This is a genomic window from Nonomuraea sp. NPDC049624 (assembly GCF_040675255.1).
Lineage (GTDB): Bacteria > Actinomycetota > Actinomycetes > Streptosporangiales > Streptosporangiaceae > Nonomuraea.
The window spans coordinates 127,345-147,191 of the sequence record NZ_JBFAOR010000008.1; the positions used below are offsets into that span (position 1 = coordinate 127,345).

At 71.5% G+C, this 19,847-nt stretch carries 12 protein-coding genes; 3 read left to right on the forward strand and 9 right to left on the reverse strand.

Going from position 1 to position 19,847, the window contains the following annotated elements:
• Positions 1 to 26: 26 nt before the first annotated feature.
• Complete coding sequence (locus AB0J76_RS31655; RefSeq protein ID WP_352322043.1) at positions 27 to 509, forward strand: flavin reductase family protein; 483 nt, start codon at positions 27 to 29, stop codon at positions 507 to 509.
• A complete protein-coding gene (locus tag AB0J76_RS31660; protein ID WP_352322045.1) occupies positions 510 to 1,100 on the forward strand; it encodes an NAD(P)H-dependent oxidoreductase in 591 nt (196 codons plus the stop codon).
• Positions 1,101 to 1,157: 57 nt separating this feature from the next.
• On the opposite strand, the gene sppA is transcribed toward AB0J76_RS31660, so the two are convergent.
• The 6 genes from sppA to AB0J76_RS31690 form a co-directional block, all read right to left on the reverse strand.
• Positions 1,158 to 2,855, reverse strand: coding sequence for a signal peptide peptidase SppA (gene sppA / locus AB0J76_RS31665; RefSeq protein ID WP_352322047.1), 1,698 nt, complete (start codon positions 2,853 to 2,855; stop codon positions 1,158 to 1,160).
• Between the two features lie 97 nt (positions 2,856 to 2,952).
• Positions 2,953 to 4,302 carry a S8 family serine peptidase gene (locus AB0J76_RS31670; RefSeq protein ID WP_352322077.1) on the reverse strand — a complete coding sequence of 450 codons (1,350 nt, stop codon included), beginning with the start codon at positions 4,300 to 4,302 and terminating at the stop codon, positions 2,953 to 2,955.
• A 168-nt stretch (positions 4,303 to 4,470) separates the two neighbouring features.
• Positions 4,471 to 5,844 (reverse strand): S8 family serine peptidase, encoded by a 1,374-nt coding sequence (locus tag AB0J76_RS31675; RefSeq protein ID WP_352322049.1) that lies wholly within the window; start codon positions 5,842 to 5,844, stop codon positions 4,471 to 4,473.
• A gap of 193 nt (positions 5,845 to 6,037) precedes the next feature.
• The gene (locus tag AB0J76_RS31680; RefSeq protein WP_352322051.1) at positions 6,038 to 7,930 is read right to left on the reverse strand and encodes a S8 family serine peptidase; all 1,893 of its coding nucleotides are present in this window, start codon (positions 7,928 to 7,930) and stop codon (positions 6,038 to 6,040) included.
• 97 nt (positions 7,931 to 8,027) lie between these two features.
• Positions 8,028 to 10,223, reverse strand: a complete 2,196-nt coding sequence (glgB, locus tag AB0J76_RS31685) for a 1,4-alpha-glucan branching protein GlgB (RefSeq protein ID WP_352322053.1) — start codon at positions 10,221 to 10,223, stop codon at positions 8,028 to 8,030.
• Between the two features lie 169 nt (positions 10,224 to 10,392).
• Entirely contained in the window at positions 10,393 to 13,500 is a 3,108-nt protein-coding gene (locus AB0J76_RS31690; protein WP_352322055.1) for a BTAD domain-containing putative transcriptional regulator, read from the reverse strand.
• Positions 13,501 to 13,574: 74 nt separating this feature from the next.
• Here AB0J76_RS31690 and AB0J76_RS31695 point away from each other — a divergent pair, with 74 nt between their 5' ends.
• Positions 13,575 to 14,429, forward strand: coding sequence for an NAD(P)-binding domain-containing protein (locus AB0J76_RS31695; protein WP_352322057.1), 855 nt, complete (start codon positions 13,575 to 13,577; stop codon positions 14,427 to 14,429).
• Positions 14,430 to 14,446: 17 nt separating this feature from the next.
• Here the strand turns inward: AB0J76_RS31695 and AB0J76_RS31700 are convergent, their stop codons facing one another.
• From AB0J76_RS31700 to AB0J76_RS31710, 3 genes are all read right to left on the reverse strand, one after another.
• Entirely contained in the window at positions 14,447 to 15,778 is a 1,332-nt protein-coding gene (locus tag AB0J76_RS31700; RefSeq protein ID WP_352322059.1) for an aminoglycoside phosphotransferase, read from the reverse strand.
• 3 nt (positions 15,779 to 15,781) lie between these two features.
• A complete protein-coding gene (gene treS / locus AB0J76_RS31705; protein ID WP_352322061.1) occupies positions 15,782 to 17,482 on the reverse strand; it encodes a maltose alpha-D-glucosyltransferase in 1,701 nt (566 codons plus the stop codon).
• 70 nt (positions 17,483 to 17,552) lie between these two features.
• Positions 17,553 to 19,655, reverse strand: a complete 2,103-nt coding sequence (locus tag AB0J76_RS31710; RefSeq protein ID WP_352322063.1) for an alpha-1,4-glucan--maltose-1-phosphate maltosyltransferase — start codon at positions 19,653 to 19,655, stop codon at positions 17,553 to 17,555.
• Positions 19,656 to 19,847: the final 192 nt, after the last annotated feature.

A 19,847-nucleotide genomic window follows, 5' to 3' on the forward strand; every position in this document is an offset into this window, starting at 1 on the left:
GGGGCCTCCGGCCGGAGGTCTCCGCTGTGAGCGAGTTCACGGAGGCGATGGCGCAACTGGCCGCGGGCGTCGCGGTGATCACCGTCCGGGACGGGCGTGACGACCTGGGCGTGACCGTGTCGGCGCTGATGTCCGTCTCGGCCGAGCCGCCGCTCGTGCTGATCAGCCTGACCTCCCGCGGCTACCTCTGCGAGGTGCTGCTCCGGCAGGACCGGTGGGCGGCCTCGCTGCTGTCCTCCGGCCAGGCCGCGATCGCCAGCCGCTTCGCCACCGCCGGCCGTCCCAGCGCCCGCCTGCTGCTGGCGGGCACCCCCCACCACCGGGGGGCGCAGACCGAGGCGCTGGTGGTCGAGGGCGGTGTGGCGGCCCTGGAGGCCGAGACGACCCAGGTCGTCCCGGCCGGCGACCACACGCTCTTCGTCGCCCAGGTGCTCGCCGTCCCCTATGTCACCCCCGCGCTCCAGCCGCTGGTACGGCTGCGCGCCCGCTACCGGCCGATGGGATGCTGAATGCGCAGTTTCCTCTTCCTTCTGGGCGGCAACCGCCGTGACGGCAACACCGAGACCCTGGCCAGGCACGCCGCCGCCGCGCTCCCGCCGGACGTCGGGCAACGCTGGCTGCGCCTCGACGACCACCCGCTGCCGCCCTTCCAGGACATCCGCCACACCGGCGACGGCCTCTACCCCGTGCCCGAGGGCGCGGCGAAACTGCTCGCCGAGGCCACCCTCGACGCCACCGACCTGGTGATCGTCTCCCCGCTCTACTGGTACAGCGTCTCGGCCACCACCAAGCTCTACCTGGACCACTGGTCGGCCTGGATGCGGGTCCCCGGTTACGACTTCAGGGCGCGCATGGCGGGCAAGACCGTCTGGGCGGTCACCACGATCAGCGAGGAGGACGAGTCGGTGGCCGATCCGCTGATCGGCACGCTGCGCCTGTCGGCCGAGTACTTCGGGTCGTGGGGCGGCGCGCTCGTCGGCTACGCCAACCGCCCCGGCGACATCCTGCGCGACACCGGCGCCCTGGAGCGGGCCGCGGCCTTCTTCGGCCCCGGAGCCGCTCGTCGTGCCAGCCGGGCGTCGGACCCCGCACCGGGCTGAAGGCCGGCCTGATCCGGGTGACGGCCTTGCCGGCACGGGCGAGCGTACAAGATCGAACTACCCGATGATGTACCAACCGGGCAGAGAGAGCGGACCGGCGGCGGGCAGGCCCAGCTCGGCCGACAGGCGGGCCAGCGGCCCCCAGGCGTCGAGCCGCATCCTGGCCAGGGCGGCGGACTTGTCCTCGCTGGACTCCGGGCCGCGCAGGCGCTCCAGCGGGTTGAGCCTGGGATAGACGCGCACGGGGGCGTCGTCGGCCAGCCGGGCGCGCTCGCGGGCCAGGCCGAGGGCGTGCTCCAGACCGCCCAGCTCGTCGACCAGGCCGTTGGCGTGGGCGTCCGCGCCGGTCCACACCCGGCCTCTGGCCAGCTCGTGGACGCGCTCGCGGGTGAGGTCGCGGCTCTGGGCGACCTTGCCCACGAAGTCGTCGTAGATGCGGTCGAGCCAGCCGTTCACCCGGTCCCACTGCTCGGGGGAGAAGCCGCGGGCGGTGGAGAACATGCCGGCGTTCACCCCGTCGGCGACCAGTTCAGTATTTATCCCGATTTTTTGGAGCAAGTCAGTCATGACGGGCTTGCCGCCATAAACGCCGATCGAGCCGGTCAGGGTGCCGGGCTGGGCCACGATCACGTCGGCGCCCATGGACACGAAGTATCCGCCGGACGCGGCCAGGTCGCCCATGGAGACGATCACCGGCTTCACCCGGCGGGTCAGCGTCACCTCCCGCCACACCGTGTCGGAGGCCACGTACGAGCCGCCGGGGCTGTCCACGCGGAAGACCACGGCCTTGACGTGCTCGTCCCGGCGGGCCGCGCGCAGCGCCGCGCTGATCGTGTCGGAGCCCATCGCGCCGCCGCCGCCGAGCGGGCTGCGTCCGCTGCGGCCGCTCCTGATCTGCCCGCTGCCGTGCACGAGCGCGATGCCGTCGGCCATGGGATGCGGCAGCTTCCGCACCGCCGCGCTCCTGGCGTACCGGGAGACGAACAGCAGGTGGGCCTCGCCGCCCGTGGCCCGTCTGACCTCGTCGTAGACCTCGTCGCGGTAGGCGAGGGCGTCCACCAGACCGGTCTCCTGCGCCTCGGAGGCGGTGAAGGGGCCGCGGTCGATCAGCTCGCGCACCTTGGCGGGGTCGAGCCTGCGGCCCTCGGCGATGCCGTGGACGAGCTGCTCGGCGACCGACTCCACGATGCGGGTCATCGACTCGCGGTGGGGCTCGGTCATGTGGTCCTGGGTGAAGGTGTTGACCGCGGTCTTGTACTCGTGCCGCTGCCCGGCCTCGACCTGCACGCCCAGCTTGGTCAGCGCGCCCTTGAGGAACCGCTGCTCCATCGCCACCCCCGTGAGCCCGACGTCGCCGCTGGGCTGGAGGTAGACCCGCTCGAACGCGGTGGCCAGGTAGTAGGGCACCGTGCCGCCGCTGAACTCGCCGAACGTCTCGGCGTAGGCCACGGTCAGCTTGCCGGAGGCGCGGAAGCGGGTGACGGCCTCGCGCAGCTCCTGGACCATGGCCAGGCCCATGGGGTTGCCGCCGAGCTTGACCACCAGCGCCTTGACCCGGGAGTCCCGGGCGGCCCGCCGGAGGCCGGACAGCACGTCCGACAGACGGGTCTTGCGCATGGACAACACCGCGGCGACCGGGTCGGACGGCGGTCCTTCCGTGAGGCCCTCGGTGAGATCGAGCTCCAGGACCAGCGGGCCGGTGCGCCGCTGGCGAAGCTTGTCGACGGTTTCGAAGATCGCCCTGCCTGCGTCCATATAGCCACCCTAAGCGACACATTTCGTGTCGGGCCCGGAAGAGCTCCAGGCGGCCGCCCGGGTAGGGGCTCCGCCTGGAAGCTGGGCCGGGGCCGGGTCAGCGGCGGGTGTGCAGGGCGGCGTAGACGTTGATGCGGGGGGTGGTGAGCTGGGTGCCCGCGCTGGTGTACGCGATGGGCTTGCCGGTGCGCTTCAGGGCGTCGAGGAGCTGGTCGGGGGTGGCGTGCGCGCGCTTCTGCCGCAGCAGCGCGAACGAGCCGGTGACGTGCGGGGCGGCCATCGAGGTCCCGTTCAGCGTGGCGTAGGCGTTGCCGCTGATGGCGGCGGTGATCGAGACGCCGGGCGCGAACAGGTCGAGCAGGGCGCCCCGGTTGGAGAAGGAGGCCACGGCGTCCTGCTTGTCGGTGGCGCCCACGGTCACGACGTTGGAGACGCAGGCGGGCCAGGAGACGGCGGCGTCGAAGCCGTTGTTGCCCGCGGCCACGACGGTGGCCACGCCCTTGGCCTGGAGCTGGTCCACCTCGGCCTTGAAGTCGGCGCCGTCGCCCTCGTCGCAGGAGGTGTCGTACCTGCCGCCGCCCAGGCTCAGGTTGACCGCGGCGATGTCGTACTGGTCGGCCAGCACGTTCGCGTACGCCATGCCGGTCAGGACCGAGGAGTCGTAGGCGAGCACGCAGGACGCCGCGGCGCCGCAGTAGGGGGAGTTGTCGAAGCGGCTGAAGACCTGGATAGCGATGATCTTGGCCTTGGGGGCGACGCCGGGGTTCGGGAACTCCTTGGTGGCCTGGCCCGCGGTGATGCCCGCGACGTGGGTGCCGTGGTAGCACAGGCCGTACTCGGGCCTGGGGGCGTTGCGCAGGCACGCCTCGGTCTCGGAGCTGGCCGCGCCGTCGCCGATCTGGAACTGGCTGCCGTTGGGGCACAGCGGCGTCGAGCCGTCGGCCGGGTCGGTGGCGGAGAAGCACGCCTGCGCCGCGATCCTGCGGCCGAAGGCCGGGTGGTCGTTGTCGATGCCGGAGTCGATGATCGCGACGGCGGTGCCCTTGCCGGTGAAGCCCTGCCGGTGCGCCCGGTCGGCGCCGATCAGCGGCACGCTCTGCGCCAGCGAGGGCTCGTTGAGCCGGTCCTTGCGGATCGAGACGACGTCCGCCTGCTCGGCGACCTTCTCCAGCTCGGCGCGGGTGCCGCGGTAGACGAAGAAGTCGAGCTTGCCGGCCAGTTCGGCGGGCGGCGTGGCCACGACGTTCCGCCTGTCCTGCCTGACCCCTTCCGCGCCGGCCAGGGCCGACTGCACCTGGGCGGGCTGGCGGACGCGGACGATGACGCGGTGCTCACCCGTCGAGGTGACGGCCGGGTCGATCTTGGACTCGGGGTCGGCCAGGGCGGGGGTGGCGACCAGCGACGCAGCGGTGGCGGCGAGGGTGATCGCACCGGCCAGCAGAGACATGAGTCTCAACTGATCCTCCGGGGGGTCGGGGGGCGTTTGTGTAAAGAAGTGTAGATATTGGACAAGAGATGTCAGAGGGACGCTTGTGTTCTGTTATCGCTTCTTGTCCTGGTACGCGAAAGGGCCGGATCGTCGGGTCCGGCCCTCTCCTTGACGCTGCTCCCAGGCTCAGGGAGTGCTCTGGGCCGTGGCGCCGAACACGTCGATGCGGGCCGTGCGCACCTGGGCGCCGCCGGAGCCGTAGCCGATGCCGCGCCCCGTGGCCTGCAGCCGCTGCAGGTTCTGCGCCACCGTGAAGTCCGGGTGCGCCTGCCGCATGAGCGCGAACGCCCCCGCCACGTGCGGCGCGGCCATCGACGTGCCGCTCTTGTCGGCGTAGGTGTCGTCCGGCACCGACGACCTGATGCCCACGCCGGGCGCGAGCAGGTCGAGCAGCGGGCCGCGGTTGGAGAAGCCGGCCACCGCGTCCCGGTCGTCGGTGGCGCCCACCGCGACGGCGGAGGAGATGCAGGCCGGCGCCGCGACGCCGTCGGGGAAGCCGTTGTTGCCGGCCGCGACCACGGGCGCGACCCCGAGGGAGATCAGCGTGTCGAAGTCCGGCTTGAGTCCCGCGGCGCTCGGGTCGGAGTCGCAGTTCTCCCGGTACGGCCCGCCGCCGCCCAGGCTCAGGTTCGCCGCGGCGACGTGCTGGGCCGCGGCCACCCGCGCGACGTACTCCAGCGCCAGCTTCTGGTCGGAGGTGTAGCTGAGGAAGCAGGGCGCCTGGGTGCCGATGACCGCGCACGTCATCGCGCTGTCGATGCGGCTGAACACCTGGATCGGCAGGATGCCGGCGGCGGGCGCGACGCCGTTGGAGGGCGCGCCCGTCGTCATCCGGCCCGCGGCGATGCCCGCGACGTGCGTGCCGTGCGAGCAGGCGTTGACCCCGTTCACGACGCACTGGGCGGTCTCGGCGTCCGCGGACCCCGGGCCGGTCTGGCTCGGCTGGTTGTTCGGGCAGAGCGAGACCGAGCCGTCGCTGGCGTCGGAGGAGGAGAAGCACGCCTCGTCCACGATCCGGCCGGCGAAGAAGGGGTGGTCGCGGTCGATGCCCGTGTCCAGGACGGCCACCGTGAAGCCCCGGCCCGTCCAGCCGGCCGCGTTGGCCCGGTCGGAGCCGATGATCCGGGTGCTCGTGTCCAGGACGGCCGGGCGCAGCTCGTCCTTGTAGACCGCCTGGACGCGGTCGTCCTTCCTGAGCTGGGCCAGCGTCTTGCCGTCCAGCTCGGCGACGAAGAAGTGGGACGACTGCGCCCCCTCCAGCACCCGGCTGCCCTCGGAGGCCTGTTCGAGGTCCTTGGCCACGGCCTGCACGTTCTGCCCCGGCTTGAGCTGGATGATCGACCGGACCTTGCTCTTGGCCTGGACCTCCGCGACGAGGGCGGGGCTGATGACCGGGTCGCCGGTGTCGCGCGCGTCGGCGCTCAGCGGTGGCGCCGCGCAGAGCACGGCGGATGTCGTGGCCAGCGCGGCAGCGCCGGCGAGCAGGGACCGTAGCCTCACTTAGTCCTCCGAGGGTCAGACCGTCCGGTGTGAGGTGTCCATCCCCTGGTGTGACAAGTGTGATGTCGGTGACCCATGGGAAAGCAGTGAACGCTGAGCTGCTTTTTGCCTTGTGACGGGAAAGACGAAAGGGGCCGGTCGGAGACGACCGGCCCCTTTCAGCGAGGCTGCTTCGGAGCGAAGCGAGGCTGCTTCAGAGCGACTTGAGCACGTTCTTCGTCGCCTTCTTCAGGGCCGCCTTCGACGCCGCGCCGCTCAGCCGCACCTTCTCGGCGGCGGTCAGCACGGTGGTGCCGTTCCTGCCGTGCGCCCAGTTGAGCCAGGCCGTCAGCAGAGCGCGGTCCAGCTGGTCGCGGGACGTCTTCGTGCCCTTCAGCACCCGGTACGCCTTGCCCAGCGACGACGCCTTGGTCAGCTCGGGGAACACCTTGCTGGCCTTGCCGATCAGCTTCAGGTAGCAGTTCAGCGTGGCGTCGGGGATCGTCCCGCTGCTGCGGTGGATCTCCACGGCCCACTTGCCGGCCGTCAACCTGGCGCCGGCCGTGCCGCGCGTGCAGACGGCGGCGGCCGACGGGGCGGGGGTCGGCGTGACGGTCACCGTCACCGTGACCGTGGGCAGCGGGACCGGCGTGACCGAGGACGTCGGGGCCGGCGCGGGCCGCCCGTCGTCCGTGGGGTCGGGCTGGGGCGTCGGGCCGCTGCCGTCCGTCGGGTCGGGCTCGGGGCCGCCCGTGGGGCCGGTCGTCGGCTCCTGCGTGATCGGCGGCTGGGTGCCGGTGCCGGCCAGGGCGGCGCCCACGTCCAGGCGGGGGGTGGTGACCTGGGCGCCGTTGGCCTCGTACTGGTAGGGGCGGCCCGTGGTCTTCAGCGTGTTGATCAGGTCGGCGACGGGCGTCTGCGGCGCGGCGGCCTTCATCAGCGCCAGCGCGCCGGCGACGTGCGGCGTCGCCATCGACGTGCCGCTGTGCGTGGCCATCTGGTTGTCCGGCACCGAGGACTGGATGTCCACGCCCGGGGCGAAGAAGTCGACCAGCGAGCCCCGGTTGGAGAAGTCGGCGATGGCGTCGGCGCCGTCGTTCGCGCCGACCGCGACCGCCGAGGAGACGCACGCGGGGTAGGAGGCGCCCTCGAAGAACTCGTTCCCGGCGGCGACCACGGTCGCGATGCCCTTGGCCAGCAGGGCGTCGATCTTCGGCTTGAAGACCGCGCCCTCCTCGGTGGCGTCGCAGTCGGTCTCCGACAACGCGCCGCCCAGGCTCAGGTTCACCGCCGCGACGGGCTCGGTGAGCGTGGCCACGTAGTCCATGGCCAGCCGCAGCGACGACTCGAAGGCCAGCAGGCACGACGACTCGCCCGTGCAGATGTCCTCGTCGTTCACCCGGCTGAACACCTGCACCGCGATGATCCCGGCGCCCGGGGCCACGCCGCCGCTGCCCGCCGCGATGCCGGCGACGTGTGTGCCGTGCTCGCACAGGTTCACGCCGCCGGACAGGCACTTGGCGGTGGTGGCGTCGGCCGCGCCCTCGCCGGTCTGCTGGGGCTGCCCGTTCGGGCACAGCGACTCCACGCCGCTCTCCACGGCCGAGAAGCACGCCTCGCCCACGAGCCTGCCCCCGAAGTACGGGTGGTCGCGGTCGATCCCGGTGTCCAGGACGACGATGTTCTGGCCCGCGCCGGTGAGGTTCTTCTCGTGGGCCTTGTCCGCGCCGATCTGGGTGATGTTGGACCCCACCTCGGCCGGTGCGTACGTCCGGTCGCGGTGGATGGAGGTCACGCGCGGGTCCTCGGCCAGCTTCGCCAGCTCCTCGGCGGTGCCCTCCACCACCATGAACGACTGGCTCTGCGGCTGCAGCAGCACGTCGACGCTCTGGGCCGCCGCCACGCCGGCCACCGGCTCGTGCTGCGCGGCGTCGGTCAGCTCCACGATGGCGCGGGTGGTGTCGCCGTCGAGCGCGAGGCCCTCCTCCAGCTTGCTCTGGGAGGGCGCCGGCGTCGGCGTCGCCGCGGGGTCGTCGGCGAACGCCGGGACGGAGGCCGATAACAGGGCCAGCACGATCGAGCACACGATCAGGGGGCGAAATCGCACGCGTCCTCCGAAGGGGATGATCTCGGAGTTTAGGGCGATTTATCCCGCCAGCACAGAGCCTGGCCCTGTTTCTCATCGAACTTTCAGCGCACGCACCTCAAACGTTCAACGACCCCGCCGGCCCCGCGGACTCCGAAGCCTCCGTCGGCGCCTCCTTGGTCAGCCACACCGCGCCCAGCGGCGGCACCCGCAACGTCGTGGAGAACGGCAGCCCGTGCCACGGCTCGGCCGCGGCCTCGACCCCGCCCATGTTGCCCACGCCGCTGCCCCAGTAGTCGTAGGCGTCGGTGTTGACGACCTCCGCCCAGTGGCCGCCGTAGGGCAGGCCGAGCCGGTAGCTCTCGTGCGCGCCGCCGCTGAAGTTGACCACGCAGGCCGCCGCCGACCCGTCGGCCGCGTACCGGACGAACGAGAACGTGTTCCCCGACGCGTCGTCGGCGTCGATCCAGCGGAACCCCTCCGGCCTGGCGTCCTGCTCCCACAGCGCCGGGGTCTCCTTGTAGAGCCTGTTGAGGTCGCGGACGAGCCGCTGCACGCCCTTGTGCCCGTCGAACTCCAGCACCCACCAGTCGAGCCCGCGCTCCTCCGACCACTCCGAGCCCTGGCCGAACTCGCCGCCCATGAACAACAACTGCTTGCCCGGATGCGCCCACATGAACGCCAGCAACGCCCTGAGCTGGGCGAAGCGCTGCCATTCGTCCCCGGGCATCTTGCCCAGCAGCGAGCCCTTGCCGTGCACCACCTCGTCGTGGGACAGCGGCAGCACGTAGTTCTCGGAATAGGCGTAGATGAGGGAGAACGTCATCTGATGGTGGTGGTACTGGCGGAAGATCGGCTCGCGGCGCAGGTATTCGAGCGTGTCGTGCATCCAGCCCATGTTCCACTTGAACCCGAAGCCGAGCCCGCCCAGGTGCACCGGCCGCGAGACGCCGGGCCAGGCCGTCGACTCCTCGGCGACGGTCGAGATGCCCGGAGCCTCCCGGTAGCAGACCGAGTTCATCTCCTTGAGGAACTCGACCGCGTCGAGGTTCTCCCGGCCGCCGTAGACGTTGGGGGTCCACTCGCCCTCGCGGCGCGAGTAGTCGAGGTAGAGCATCGAGGCGACCGCGTCCACGCGCAGGCCGTCCACGTGGAACTCCTTCAGCCAGTAGAGGGCGTTCGCGACCAGGAAGTTCTTGACCTCCCTGCGGCCGAAGTCGAAGACGTAGGTGCCCCAGTCGGGGTGCTCGCCCCTGGCCGGGTCGGCGTGCTCGTACAGCGGGGTGCCGTCGAAGCGGGCCAGCGCCCACTCGTCCATGGGGAAGTGGGCCGGCACCCAGTCCAGCAGCACGCCGATGCCGCGCTGGTGCATGCGGTCCACGAAGTGCCGGAACTCGTCGGGCGTGCCGAACCGGGCCGTCGGCGCGTAGTAGGACGTCACCTGGTAGCCCCACGAGCCGCCGAACGGGTGCTCGGCCACCGGCAGCAGCTCGACGTGCGTGAACCCCATGTCGGCGGCGTACTCGGAGAGCTGGTCGGCCAGCTCCAGGTAGGACAGCCCCGGCCGCCACGAGCCCAGGTGCACCTCGTAGACGCTCATCGGCCCCAGCTGCGCCGGACGCTCGCGCCGCGCGGCCATCCACTCGTCGTCGGCCCAGGTGTAGGCGGACTCGTCGATCACGGAGGCGGTCATCGGGGGCACCTCGGTGCGCCGGGCCATGGGGTCGGCCTTGTCGCGCCAGAGCCCGTCGGCGCCGAGGATCTGGAACTTGTACCGCTCACCGGCCTCCAGCCCCGGGACGAACAGCTCCCACACGCCCGACCGGCCGAGCGAGCGCATCGGGTAGGCGGTGCCGTCCCAGTGGTTGAAGTCGCCGACGACCCTGATGCCGCGCGCGTTCGGCGCCCAGACGGCGAACGCGGTGCCCCGCACGTCCTGATGCTCCATCACGCGGGCGCCCAGGACCTCCCACAGCCGCTCGTGCCGCCCCTCGCCGATGAGGTGCAGGTCCACCTCGCCCAGCGTGGGCCAATGCCGGTACGGGTCCCTGACCTCGTACGGCTCGCCACCGGCGTACCGGACGCGCAGGGTGTAGTCGGGCACCTTGTCCAGCCCGGTGACCGTGGCCTCGAACACGCCGTGGGCCTGGTGTCTCATGTCGTGGGCCGTGCCGTCGTCGAGCACCACCTGCACCCGCTCGGCCAGCGGGCGCAGCGTGCGGAACACCACGCCGCCCGAGACCGGGTGTGCTCCGAGCACGGAGTGCGGATCGTGGTGCGCCCCGCCAGCGAGGCGGTCGAGCTCTGTCCTCATGGGCATGCTCCCAACCCTGCCTTATGATGACCGTCCATCTCAGGCACTGCCCGCTTTCACGGCGACAATCACCGAATGTGCAAAATCCCGGGATGATCGCAGAAGTATGCGGGATCGTCATGGATGATCCTTGGCCGTGTCGTGGCCGGACAGACCCCGTACGAGGCGATCAGGCGCCCGCGGTGTCCGCCAGGAGGTCGTCCACCGGCATGCCGGCCCCTTCGGCCAGGCCGGCCGCCAGCGCCGCCGCCCCCAGCGCCACCGTCACGACCGCCGTGATCCGGTCCACGTCGCCCCGCTCGCCCGCCGGCAGCGGCGCGCCGACGGACGCCCTGAGCGCCGCGGCCTTCCCGAGCAGCCGCGCCGCGTCCGCGTGCCGGCCGCCGAGCGCCCGCGCCCCCGCCAGCCCCTCCAGCCCGAGTGCGGTCGCGCGCGGGTCGCCCACCTTGCGGGCGGCGGCCAGCCCGCGAAGCTGGAACTCCAGCGCGCCCGCCGCGTCGCCGCGCAGCTCGGCCACGAAGCCCAGCTCCGCCAGGATCAGCGCCGCGCCCGGCTCGCCGGAGACGTCCAGCACCCAGTCCAGCCAGCTCAGCAGCAGCCGTTCTGCCTCGTCGAGGCGTCCCTGGCGGCGCGCGCCGAGCGCCAGCCCGATCTCGGCGAACTCCTCGGCCGGACGGTTCGACTGCGACACCGCCAGCCGCCTGGCCCGCTCGTGGTGGTCGTCGGCCGCCGCGTGGTCGCCCCGCAACATGGCGATCCGGCCCAGGCGGGACAGCGCGTCGGAGACCGAGCTCCACAGGCCCAGCTCCTCGGCCATGCGCAGGCCCTCCGCGCGCAGCGCCGCGGCGCGGTCGTAGTCGCCGGTGATCTCGGCGTGGCTGCCCAGGCACTCCGCCGCCCGCAGCTCGCCCCAGCGGTCGCCGGTCCGCCGGAACAGCGTGAGGCCGCGCTCGCCGTCGCGCCGCATGCCCTCCAGGTCGCCGCGCATCCCCGCCCACCTGGCCCGGACGGTCAGGGTGGCGGCCATGCCCCACTCGTCGTCCAGTTCGGCGAACTCCGACAACGCCGTCTCGATCATTCCGGCGCTGACCGACAGATCGTCGTACCCGAACAGGGCGAAGCCGACGAACCACCGAGCCCTGGCCCGCTCCCTGGCGTCCTCGACCGCCGCGAACAGGCGCGTCACGTCGGGGCCGGGCGGCCGGCCCACCAGCAGCCGCATTCCCGCCAGCCACGCCCTGGCCCGCGGGGCGCCCGGGTCGTCGTCCGCCGCGATCGACAGCGCCGCCTCCAGCGCCCGCTTGCCCTCGCCCAGCCGGCCGCGCAGCACCCAGTACCAGGCCAGGGCGTTCACCAGCCGCAGCGCCTCGGCCGCCGCGCCGAGCCGCACCGCCGTCTCCAGCGCCGCGCGCAGGTTGCCGCCCTCGGCGTCGAGCATGGCGAGCGCGCGCCGCTGCCCGTGCCCCCGCAGGTACGGCTCCGCCCGCTCGGCCAGGCCCGTGTAGTGGCGCACGTGCCGGAGCCGCACCTCCGCCGGCTCGCCGGCCGCCTCCAGCCGCTCCACGCAGTACGCCGCCACCGACTCCAGCAGCCGGAACCGCGGCTCACCGTCGCCCCACGCCCGCACCACCAGCGAGCGGTCCACCAGCCTGGCCACCGCGTCCAGGACGTCCACGCCCGGCTCGGCGCAGACCTCCTCGGCCGCCTCCAGCGTGCACCCGTCGGCGTGCACGGCCAGCCGCCGCAGCACGACGCGCTCGTCCACGCCCAGCAGCTCCCAGCTCCAGTCGATCATCGCGCGCAACGTCTGCTGCCGGGCGGGCGCGCCGCGCCGGCCGGAGGCGAGCACCCGGAACCGGTCGTCCAGCCGTTCGGCGAGCTGGCGCGGGGTGAGCGTGCGCATCCGGGTCGCGGCCAGCTCCAGGGCCAGCGGGATGCCGTCCAGGCGGGCGCAGATCTCGGCGACGTCGGCGTCCGGCTCGATGCCAGCGCGGGCGGCGAACAGCTCCGCCGCCGCCCGCGGTCCCAGCGGCGGCACGCTCCACAGCGCCTCGCCCTCGGTGCGCAGCGACTCCTGGCTGGTGGCCAGGACGCGCAGCCCGGGAGCGGCCCGCAGCAGCCGTCCGGCCAGCGCGGCGACCTGCTCGACGACGTGCTCGCAGTTGTCCAGGACGAGCAGCGTCCGGGTGCCCTCCAGGACGTCGGCCAGCCGGGCGGTCAGGTCCTGCGCCGCGCCGCCCACGTCGTCACGCAGGCCGAGCACCCCCGCGACGGCCTCGGCCACCTCGACCGCCGGCGCCCCGGCGCGCAGCCCCGCCAGCTCCACCAGCCACACCCCGCCGCCGAAGCCGGGCGGGCCGGGGGAGTCGGCCGCGGCGAGCGCGAGGCGGGTCTTGCCGACGCCGCCGGGGCCCGTCAGCGTGACCAGCCGGTTGGCCCGCAGCAGGGCGCGCACCTGTGCCACCGCCTCCTCCCGGCCCACGAGGCCGGTGAGCGGCGCCGGCAGGTTCGTCCGCCGCCGCTCCGGCCCGTCGAGCGCCGGGTCCTGCTCGAGGATCGCCTGGTGCAGCGCGGCCAGCTCGGGACCGGGGTCGAGCCCGAGCTCGTCGGCCAGCCGCGTCCGCAGGTCGGCGTAGCTGGCCAGCGCCTCGCCCTGCCGTCCGGCCCGGTACAGGGCCCGTACGTGCGCGGCCCGCAGCCGCTCGCGGAACGGGTGCTCGGCCACCAGGTCGGCCAGCTCGGCCGCCAGCAGCCCGTGCTCGCCCAGCCCGAGCCGCGCCTCGGCCAGCTCCTCCAGCGCCACCAGCCGCTGCTCGTCGAGCCTGGCCACGGCCGCCCTGGCGAACTCCTCGTCGGCGAACTCCGCGAAGGCGGCCCCCCGCCACAGGTCGAGCGCCTGCCGCAGCAGCCCGGCGCGGGTTCGCGGGTCGGCGCTGCGCTGCGCCTGCGCGAGGAGGGCGGCGAACCGTCCGGCGTCCACGTCCTCGGGCTCGACCCGCAGCACGTACCCCGGCGCCCGGTACGCCACCAGCTCCCGGTCGCCCAGCACCCGGCGCAGCTGCGACACCTTCACCCGGAGCGCGGCCAGGGCGTTCGCCGGCGGCCTGCCGCCCCACAGGTCCTCGATCAGCCGGTCGGCGGAGACCGGCCGCCCGGCGTGGATCAGCAGGTCGGCCAGCAGCGCCCGGACCTTGACCTCCAGCACCTGGACGGGCTCGCCGCCGGGCCCCCACACGGCGAGCGCTCCCAGCACCCCGAAACGCACTCCGCCCCCCATAAGCAACTCCGAATCAGACCATAACCCCCTGCGGGCAGGGTGAAGGCATCCGTCAGAACCTAAGGAATCCCGAAATGTCAGAAGAAATTTCCATCATCGGTCTCGGCCTCATGGGCGCGGCGCTCGCCGGCAGCCTGCTGGACGCCGGACACCGCGTCACCGTGTGGAACCGTTCGGCGGACAAGGCCGAGCCGCTGGTCGCCAGGGGCGCCACCCGCGCCGCGACGGTGGCCGAGGCGGTCGCGGCCAGCCCGCTGGTGATCGTCTGCGTGCTCGACTACCCGGCCGTGTACGAGCTGCTGGCCGACGTGCCGCTGGAGGGGCGCGTCGTGGCGAACCTGACCACCGGCCGGCCGGTCGAGGCCCGCCAGGCGGCCGAATGGGTGGCCGCACGCGGCGGCGACTACGTGGACGGCGGCATCATGGCCGTGCCCCAGATGATCGGCCGGCCCGGCGCGCTCGTGCTCTACAGCGGTTCGCAGGCGGCCTTCGACCGCTTCGAGGACGCGTTCGGCGCGATGGCCGAGCCGCGTTTCGTCGGCACGGACCCCGGCCTGGCCCCACTCCTCGACCTGGCCATGCTGACCGGCATGTACGGCCAGATCGCCGGCTTCCTGGAGGCGGTCACGCTCGTCGACTCGGCCGGCTATTCGTTGACCGACTTCACCAGCACCCTCCTGGTCCCGTGGCTCAACGCGATGGCCGCCGCGCAACCGGAGTGGGTCAAGTCCGTCGAGTCGCGCGACTACACGACGCTGGTGTCGAACCTGGAGATCAACAGGTCCGGCCTGGAGAACCTGGTGCGCGCCTTCAGGGAGCAGCAGGTCAAGCCCGACCTCCTGCTGCCGCTGAAGGCGATCGTCGACCAGCGCGTCGCCCGCGGCCACGGCGCCGAGGGCCTGCCCGGCCTGGTCGAAGAGCTGCGCTGACCCCCGGGCCCAGCCGGTCAGACGGGGCGGGGGTGGAAGGCGGCCAGCGGGATGGAGACCCACGACGGGCGGTTGCGGGCCTCGTAGACCACCTCGTACACCGCCTTGGACAGCTCGAACGCCCGCAGCAGCGCCGCGTCCCCGACCGTGATCACGCCGCCGCCCTGGCGGTAGCCGTCGAGGAAGGCGGTGCGGTTGCGGTCGGCCCAGGCCTCGGCCCGGGGCTGGAGCTCGGCGGCCTGCGGGTGGTCGGCCAGCAGGTGCCTGGCCGCGTAGTCGAACGAGCGCAGCATCCCGGCCACGTCCCGCAGCGGCGACGACAGCGCCCGGCGCTCGGCCAGCGGTTGCCCCGGCTCGCCCTCGAAGTCGAGCACCACCCAGTCGGTGGGCGTGCGCATCACCTGGCCCAGGTGGTAGTCCCCGTGGACGCGCTGTACGGGCACTTCCCTGGTGAGCAGTTCCACCTGGTGGTAGGCGTCCTCCAGGGCCGCCACGTGCCGCCGCAGCTCGGGCACCTCGGCCATGGCCCGCCCGAGCTGCCGCCGGAAGCCCTCCGCCATGCGTTTGACCTCGGGGATCTCGACCAGGTCCGTGGGGAACGCCGCGGCCAGCTCGTGGTGGACGCGGGCGGTGGCGACGCCCAGCCGTACGGACTCGGCGGCGAAGTCGCCGCCCGCCTCGGCGGCGGTGACCTCCGGCAGCGAGGCGTACAGGTCGCGGACGCTGGCCAGCGCGAGGTCCCAGCCGTCGTTGGCGTTGGACAGGTACTCCTGCATGAAGGCGAGCGTGGTGTCCGTGCCGTCCACGTCGGCCTCGATCCACCCGTACGGCTGGGCGATGTTCGGCGCGCTCCGGGCGGCCAGCGCGCTGATGATCTCCAGCTCCGGGTTGACGCCCGGGACGAGCCGGCGGAACAGCTTGCAGATGTAGGAGTCGCCGTACACGAGCGAGGTGTTCGACTGCTCGGCCCCCAGCACCAGGCTGCGCTGGGAGGTGTCGATGACGACGCCGGGCGCGTGCCGCATGCGCAGCCCGCTGCGGGTCTCGTCGCCCGCCATGCCCTCCAGCAGCCAGCTCATGGCGTCGGCGTCGTGGACGGCGTCATAGAACCAGGTGTCGCCGAGGGTGCCGATGAGGGCGTGGTTGAGCCGGTCGGGCAGGTCGTGCCGCTCGCCCAGGAAGACCTGGTACCGGTCCCGCGCGCCCTCCTGCCAGACGGCCACGATCAGGTGCCGGAGCCCTGGCCTCAGCTCGACGTCCGACTCGATCGACAGATCGTCGATCGGGCGCCCCTTGCCGCCGAACCATCGTTGGCGGCCGATCCATGCGGCAAGGAGCTCGTCTATCACGCCCTACTCCTCCTGGGTGTGTGCCGGTGGGAGTGTGAACCAATAGAACCCATGCCCGGGAAGCGTCAAAAGATACGGTAGTTCGCCAATTGCCGGGAATGGGACCCCTCCCATGGTTTCCACGGGGGAGACGCCGACGAATCTGCGCAGGTCAAGCTCGACCGGCTGCGGGAAGCGCGACAGGTTGTTGACGCACAACATCCGGTCGTCGCCCAGCTCCCGGACGAACGCGAGCACGCTGGGGTTGGAGGAGTTGAGCTCGGCGAACTCGCCGAGCCCGAAGACGGGGTGACGTTTACGGATCTCGATCATCCGCTTGGTCCAGTGGAGCAGCGAGCCCGCGTTCTTCTGGTGGGCCTCGACGTTGATCGCCTGGTAGCCGTAGATCGGGTCCATGATCACGGGCAGGTAGAGCCGTCCGGGGTCGCAGTCGGAGAACCCGGCGTTGCGGTCGGGGTCCCACTGCATCGGGGTGCGGACGCCGTCGCGGTCGCCGAGCCAGATGTTGTCGCCCATGCCGATCTCGTCGCCGTAGTAGAGCACGGGAGAGCCCGGCAGCGACAGGAGCAGCGCGGTGAACAGCTCGATCTGGTTGCGGTCGTTCTCCAGCAGGGGAGCCAGCCGCCGGCGGATGCCGACATTCGCCCGCATACGCGGATCTTTGGCGTACTCCGTGTACATGTAGTCGCGTTCTTCGTCGGTCACCATTTCGAGCGTCAGCTCATCATGGTTCCGCAGGAAAATCCCCCACTGGCAATGTTCCGGAATTTTCGGCGTTTGTGCCAAAATTTCGGAAATTGGGTAGCGGGACTCTCGGCGGACCGCCATGAAAATGCGGGGCATGAGCGGGAAATGGAAGGCCATGTGGCATTCGTCCCCGCCGCCTACCGGATCGCCGAAATATTCCACCACGTCCGAAGGCCACTGATTCGCCTCGGCGAGCAGCACCCGGTCCGGGAAGAGCCGGTCGACCTCACGCCTGATGCTCTTGAGGTATTCGTGCGTCCTGGGCAGGTTCTCGCAGTTGGTGCCCTCCTCCTCGAAGAGGTAGGGCACCGCGTCCAGGCGGAAGCCGTCGATGCCGAGGTCCAGCCAGAACCGCAGCACCTCCAGCATGGCCTCCTGCACGTCGGGGTTCTCGTAGTTGAGGTCGGGCTGGTGGTGGAAGAAGCGGTGCCAGTAGTACTGGCCGCGCACCGGGTCGTAGGTCCAGTTGGACGTCTCGGTGTCGATGAAGATGATCCGGGCGTCCTGGTACTTCTCATCGGTGTCCGACCAGACGTAGAAGTCGCCGAACGGGCCTTCCGGGTCGTGCCTGGAGGCCTGGAACCAGGGATGGGCGTCGCTGGTGTGGTTCATGACGAGGTCGGCGATCACCCGCATGCCGCGTTTGTGCGCCTCGTCGACCAGCTTCACGAAGTCTCCCAGGTCCCCGAACTCGGGCAGGATCTTCATGAAGTCGGCGATGTCGTAGCCGCCGTCACGCAGCGGCGACTCGTACAGGGGCAGCAGCCAGAGGCAGTCGACGCCCAGCCACTGCAGGTAGTCGAGCTTGCTGATCAGGCCTTTGATGTCTCCGGTCCCGTCGCCGTTGGAGTCGGCGAATCCCCTGATCAGAACCTCGTAGAAGACGGCGCGCTTGTACCAGTAAGGATCGCGCGGCTTCTCCTCGTCAAAGGTGTTGGGAATGGGTGTGGAGCTCATGGGCTCCCCCAGAGGGGGCTCATGAGGAGGGCGCTTTCACACACGTTGAAGACTCCCGCTGAATTCTGTTCTACCGTGGCGCGGCTCGTACGGTGAGAATGTGGGCAGGCTGGATGTGAGGGTCGAGACGCACATAGTTGCTCTGCCTCCAGCGGTAGGACTCGCCCGACAGCTCGTCGTCCACGACGAACTCGGCGTTCCAGTCGAGACCGATGGCGGGCAGGTCGAGATCTACCGTCGCCTCGTGGGTGTGGTGAGGATCCAGATTGACAACCGCCAGAACGACGTCGCCCAGCCCGTGCCTTCGTGTGGCCGTGTCATAGGCGCCCGGAAGCCGTTTGGAGAAGCAGACGATGTCCGGATGGTCGACCCTGTGGAACCGTAGGTTACGCAATTCCTGCAGCGCCGGATGCGCTCTTCGGAACAAATTCAGATGGGTGATGAGCGGGGCGAGGGTCCTTCCGTCGCGTTCGGCTGCCGCCCAGTCGCGTGGCTTGTACTGATATTTCTCACTATCAAGGTATTCCTCACTCCCCGGGCGCACCGGAACGTTCTCGGCCAGCTCGTACCCGGAGTAGACCCCCCAGGTCGGCGAGGTGAGAGCGGCCAGCACGGCCCTGATCCGGAACGCCGGCACGCCGCCGTGCTGCAGGTACTCGTGCAGGATGTCCGGGGTGTTGACGAACAGGTTCGGCCGCAGGAACGCCGACGTCTCGTGCGCGAGCTCGGAGAGGTAGGTCTCCACGTCGAACTTGGAGTTCTTCCACGTGTAATACGTGTACGACTGGTGGAACCCCGCCTTGGCGAGCGTCTGCAGCATCGCGGGCCGGGTGAACGCCTCGGCCAGGAACACCACGTCCGGGTCGGTCGCGTGGATGTCGGCCAGCAGGCGCTCCCAGAACGCCACCGGCTTGGTGTGCGGGTTGTCCACCCGGAAGATCCGCACGCCGTGGTCCATCCAGTGCCGCAGCACCCGCCGGACCTCGGCGAAGATGCCCTCGGGGTCCCTGTCGAAGTTGATCGGGTAGATGTCCTGGTACTTCTTCGGCGGGTTCTCGGCGTAGGCGATCGTCCCGTCCGCCCGGATGGTGAACCACTCCGGGTGCTCCTTGACCCACGGGTGGTCGGGGGAGCACTGCAGGGCGAAGTCGAGCGCGACCTCCATGCCCAGCTCGCGGGTGCGGCTGACGAACGCGTCGAAGTCCTCGAGGGTGCCCAGGTCGGGATGGACGGCGTCGTGCCCGCCGTCCTCCGAGCCGATCGCCCAGGGCGAGCCGGGCTCGTCGGGCTCGGGGCTCAGCGTGTTGTTGCGGCCCTTGCGGAAGGTCTGGCCGATGGGATGGATCGGCGGCAGGTAGACGACGTCGAAGCCCATCTTGGCGATGGCGGGCAGCCGCTTGGCCGCGGTCTGGAAGGTGCCCGACCTGGAGACGCCGGACTCGGTGACGACCGCGCCCTCGGACCTGGGGAAGAACTCGTACCAGGAGCCGTAGAGCGCCCTGCGCCGGTCGACCCTGACCTTGTACGGCTTGGCCCTGGTCACCAGCTCGCGGAACGGATGCGCCGCCAGCAGCGCGGCCGTCTCGGGGAGCTGGGCGATGGACAGCCGGGCGCGCGGGTCGAGCTCCTCGTCCCGCAGCGTGGCCGCCACCGACAGCAGCGCGGCCCGGTGGCCGCACGCGCTGTCGCCGTTGCCGTTGCCCTTGCTGTTGCCCGTGCCGTTCCTGGAGTGACCGTTGCCGGGGCCGCCCTGGCCGCCGGGCGCGGGGCACTCGGCCGTACGGACGGCCTTGGCGGCCCGCTCGAACAGCCGGGCCCCCTCCTCGCACATGAGATCGGTGTCCAGCCCACGCGGGATCTTGATCTCGGCGTCGTGCAGCCAGGTCGCGATCGGATCGCTCCACGCCTCCACGCGGAACATCCAGTCGCCCTCGGCCGGCAGGCACACGTCGACGCCCCAGCGGTCGGTGCCGGGGGCGAGCTCGCGCATGGGTTTCAGGCGGCCACGCTGTCCGTCGGGCGAGGTGAGCACCACGCCCGCGGCCACGGCGTCATGGCCCTCTCGGAAGACGGTCGCCGAGACCTGGAAGGTCTCGCCGGCGACCGCCTTGGCGGGCCACTGCCCGCAGTCGACGACGGGGGAGATGTCCGTGATGGGAATTCGTCCGATCATCGCATTCGCAGGGTTTGCGGCGGCGCGCTCGGCGCCGCCGGAGGCTTTCCGTATGTGCAAGATTGCGCAACCGCGTGGGACCGCTGGATACGGCCTACCCCGGCAGTAACGATCCTTGCACGTAAATACTGGGCAGCAGCGGATAGACCTCCCGAGTGTGTTCCCGGGAGAGCCAACAAAGAGGAAAGTTGC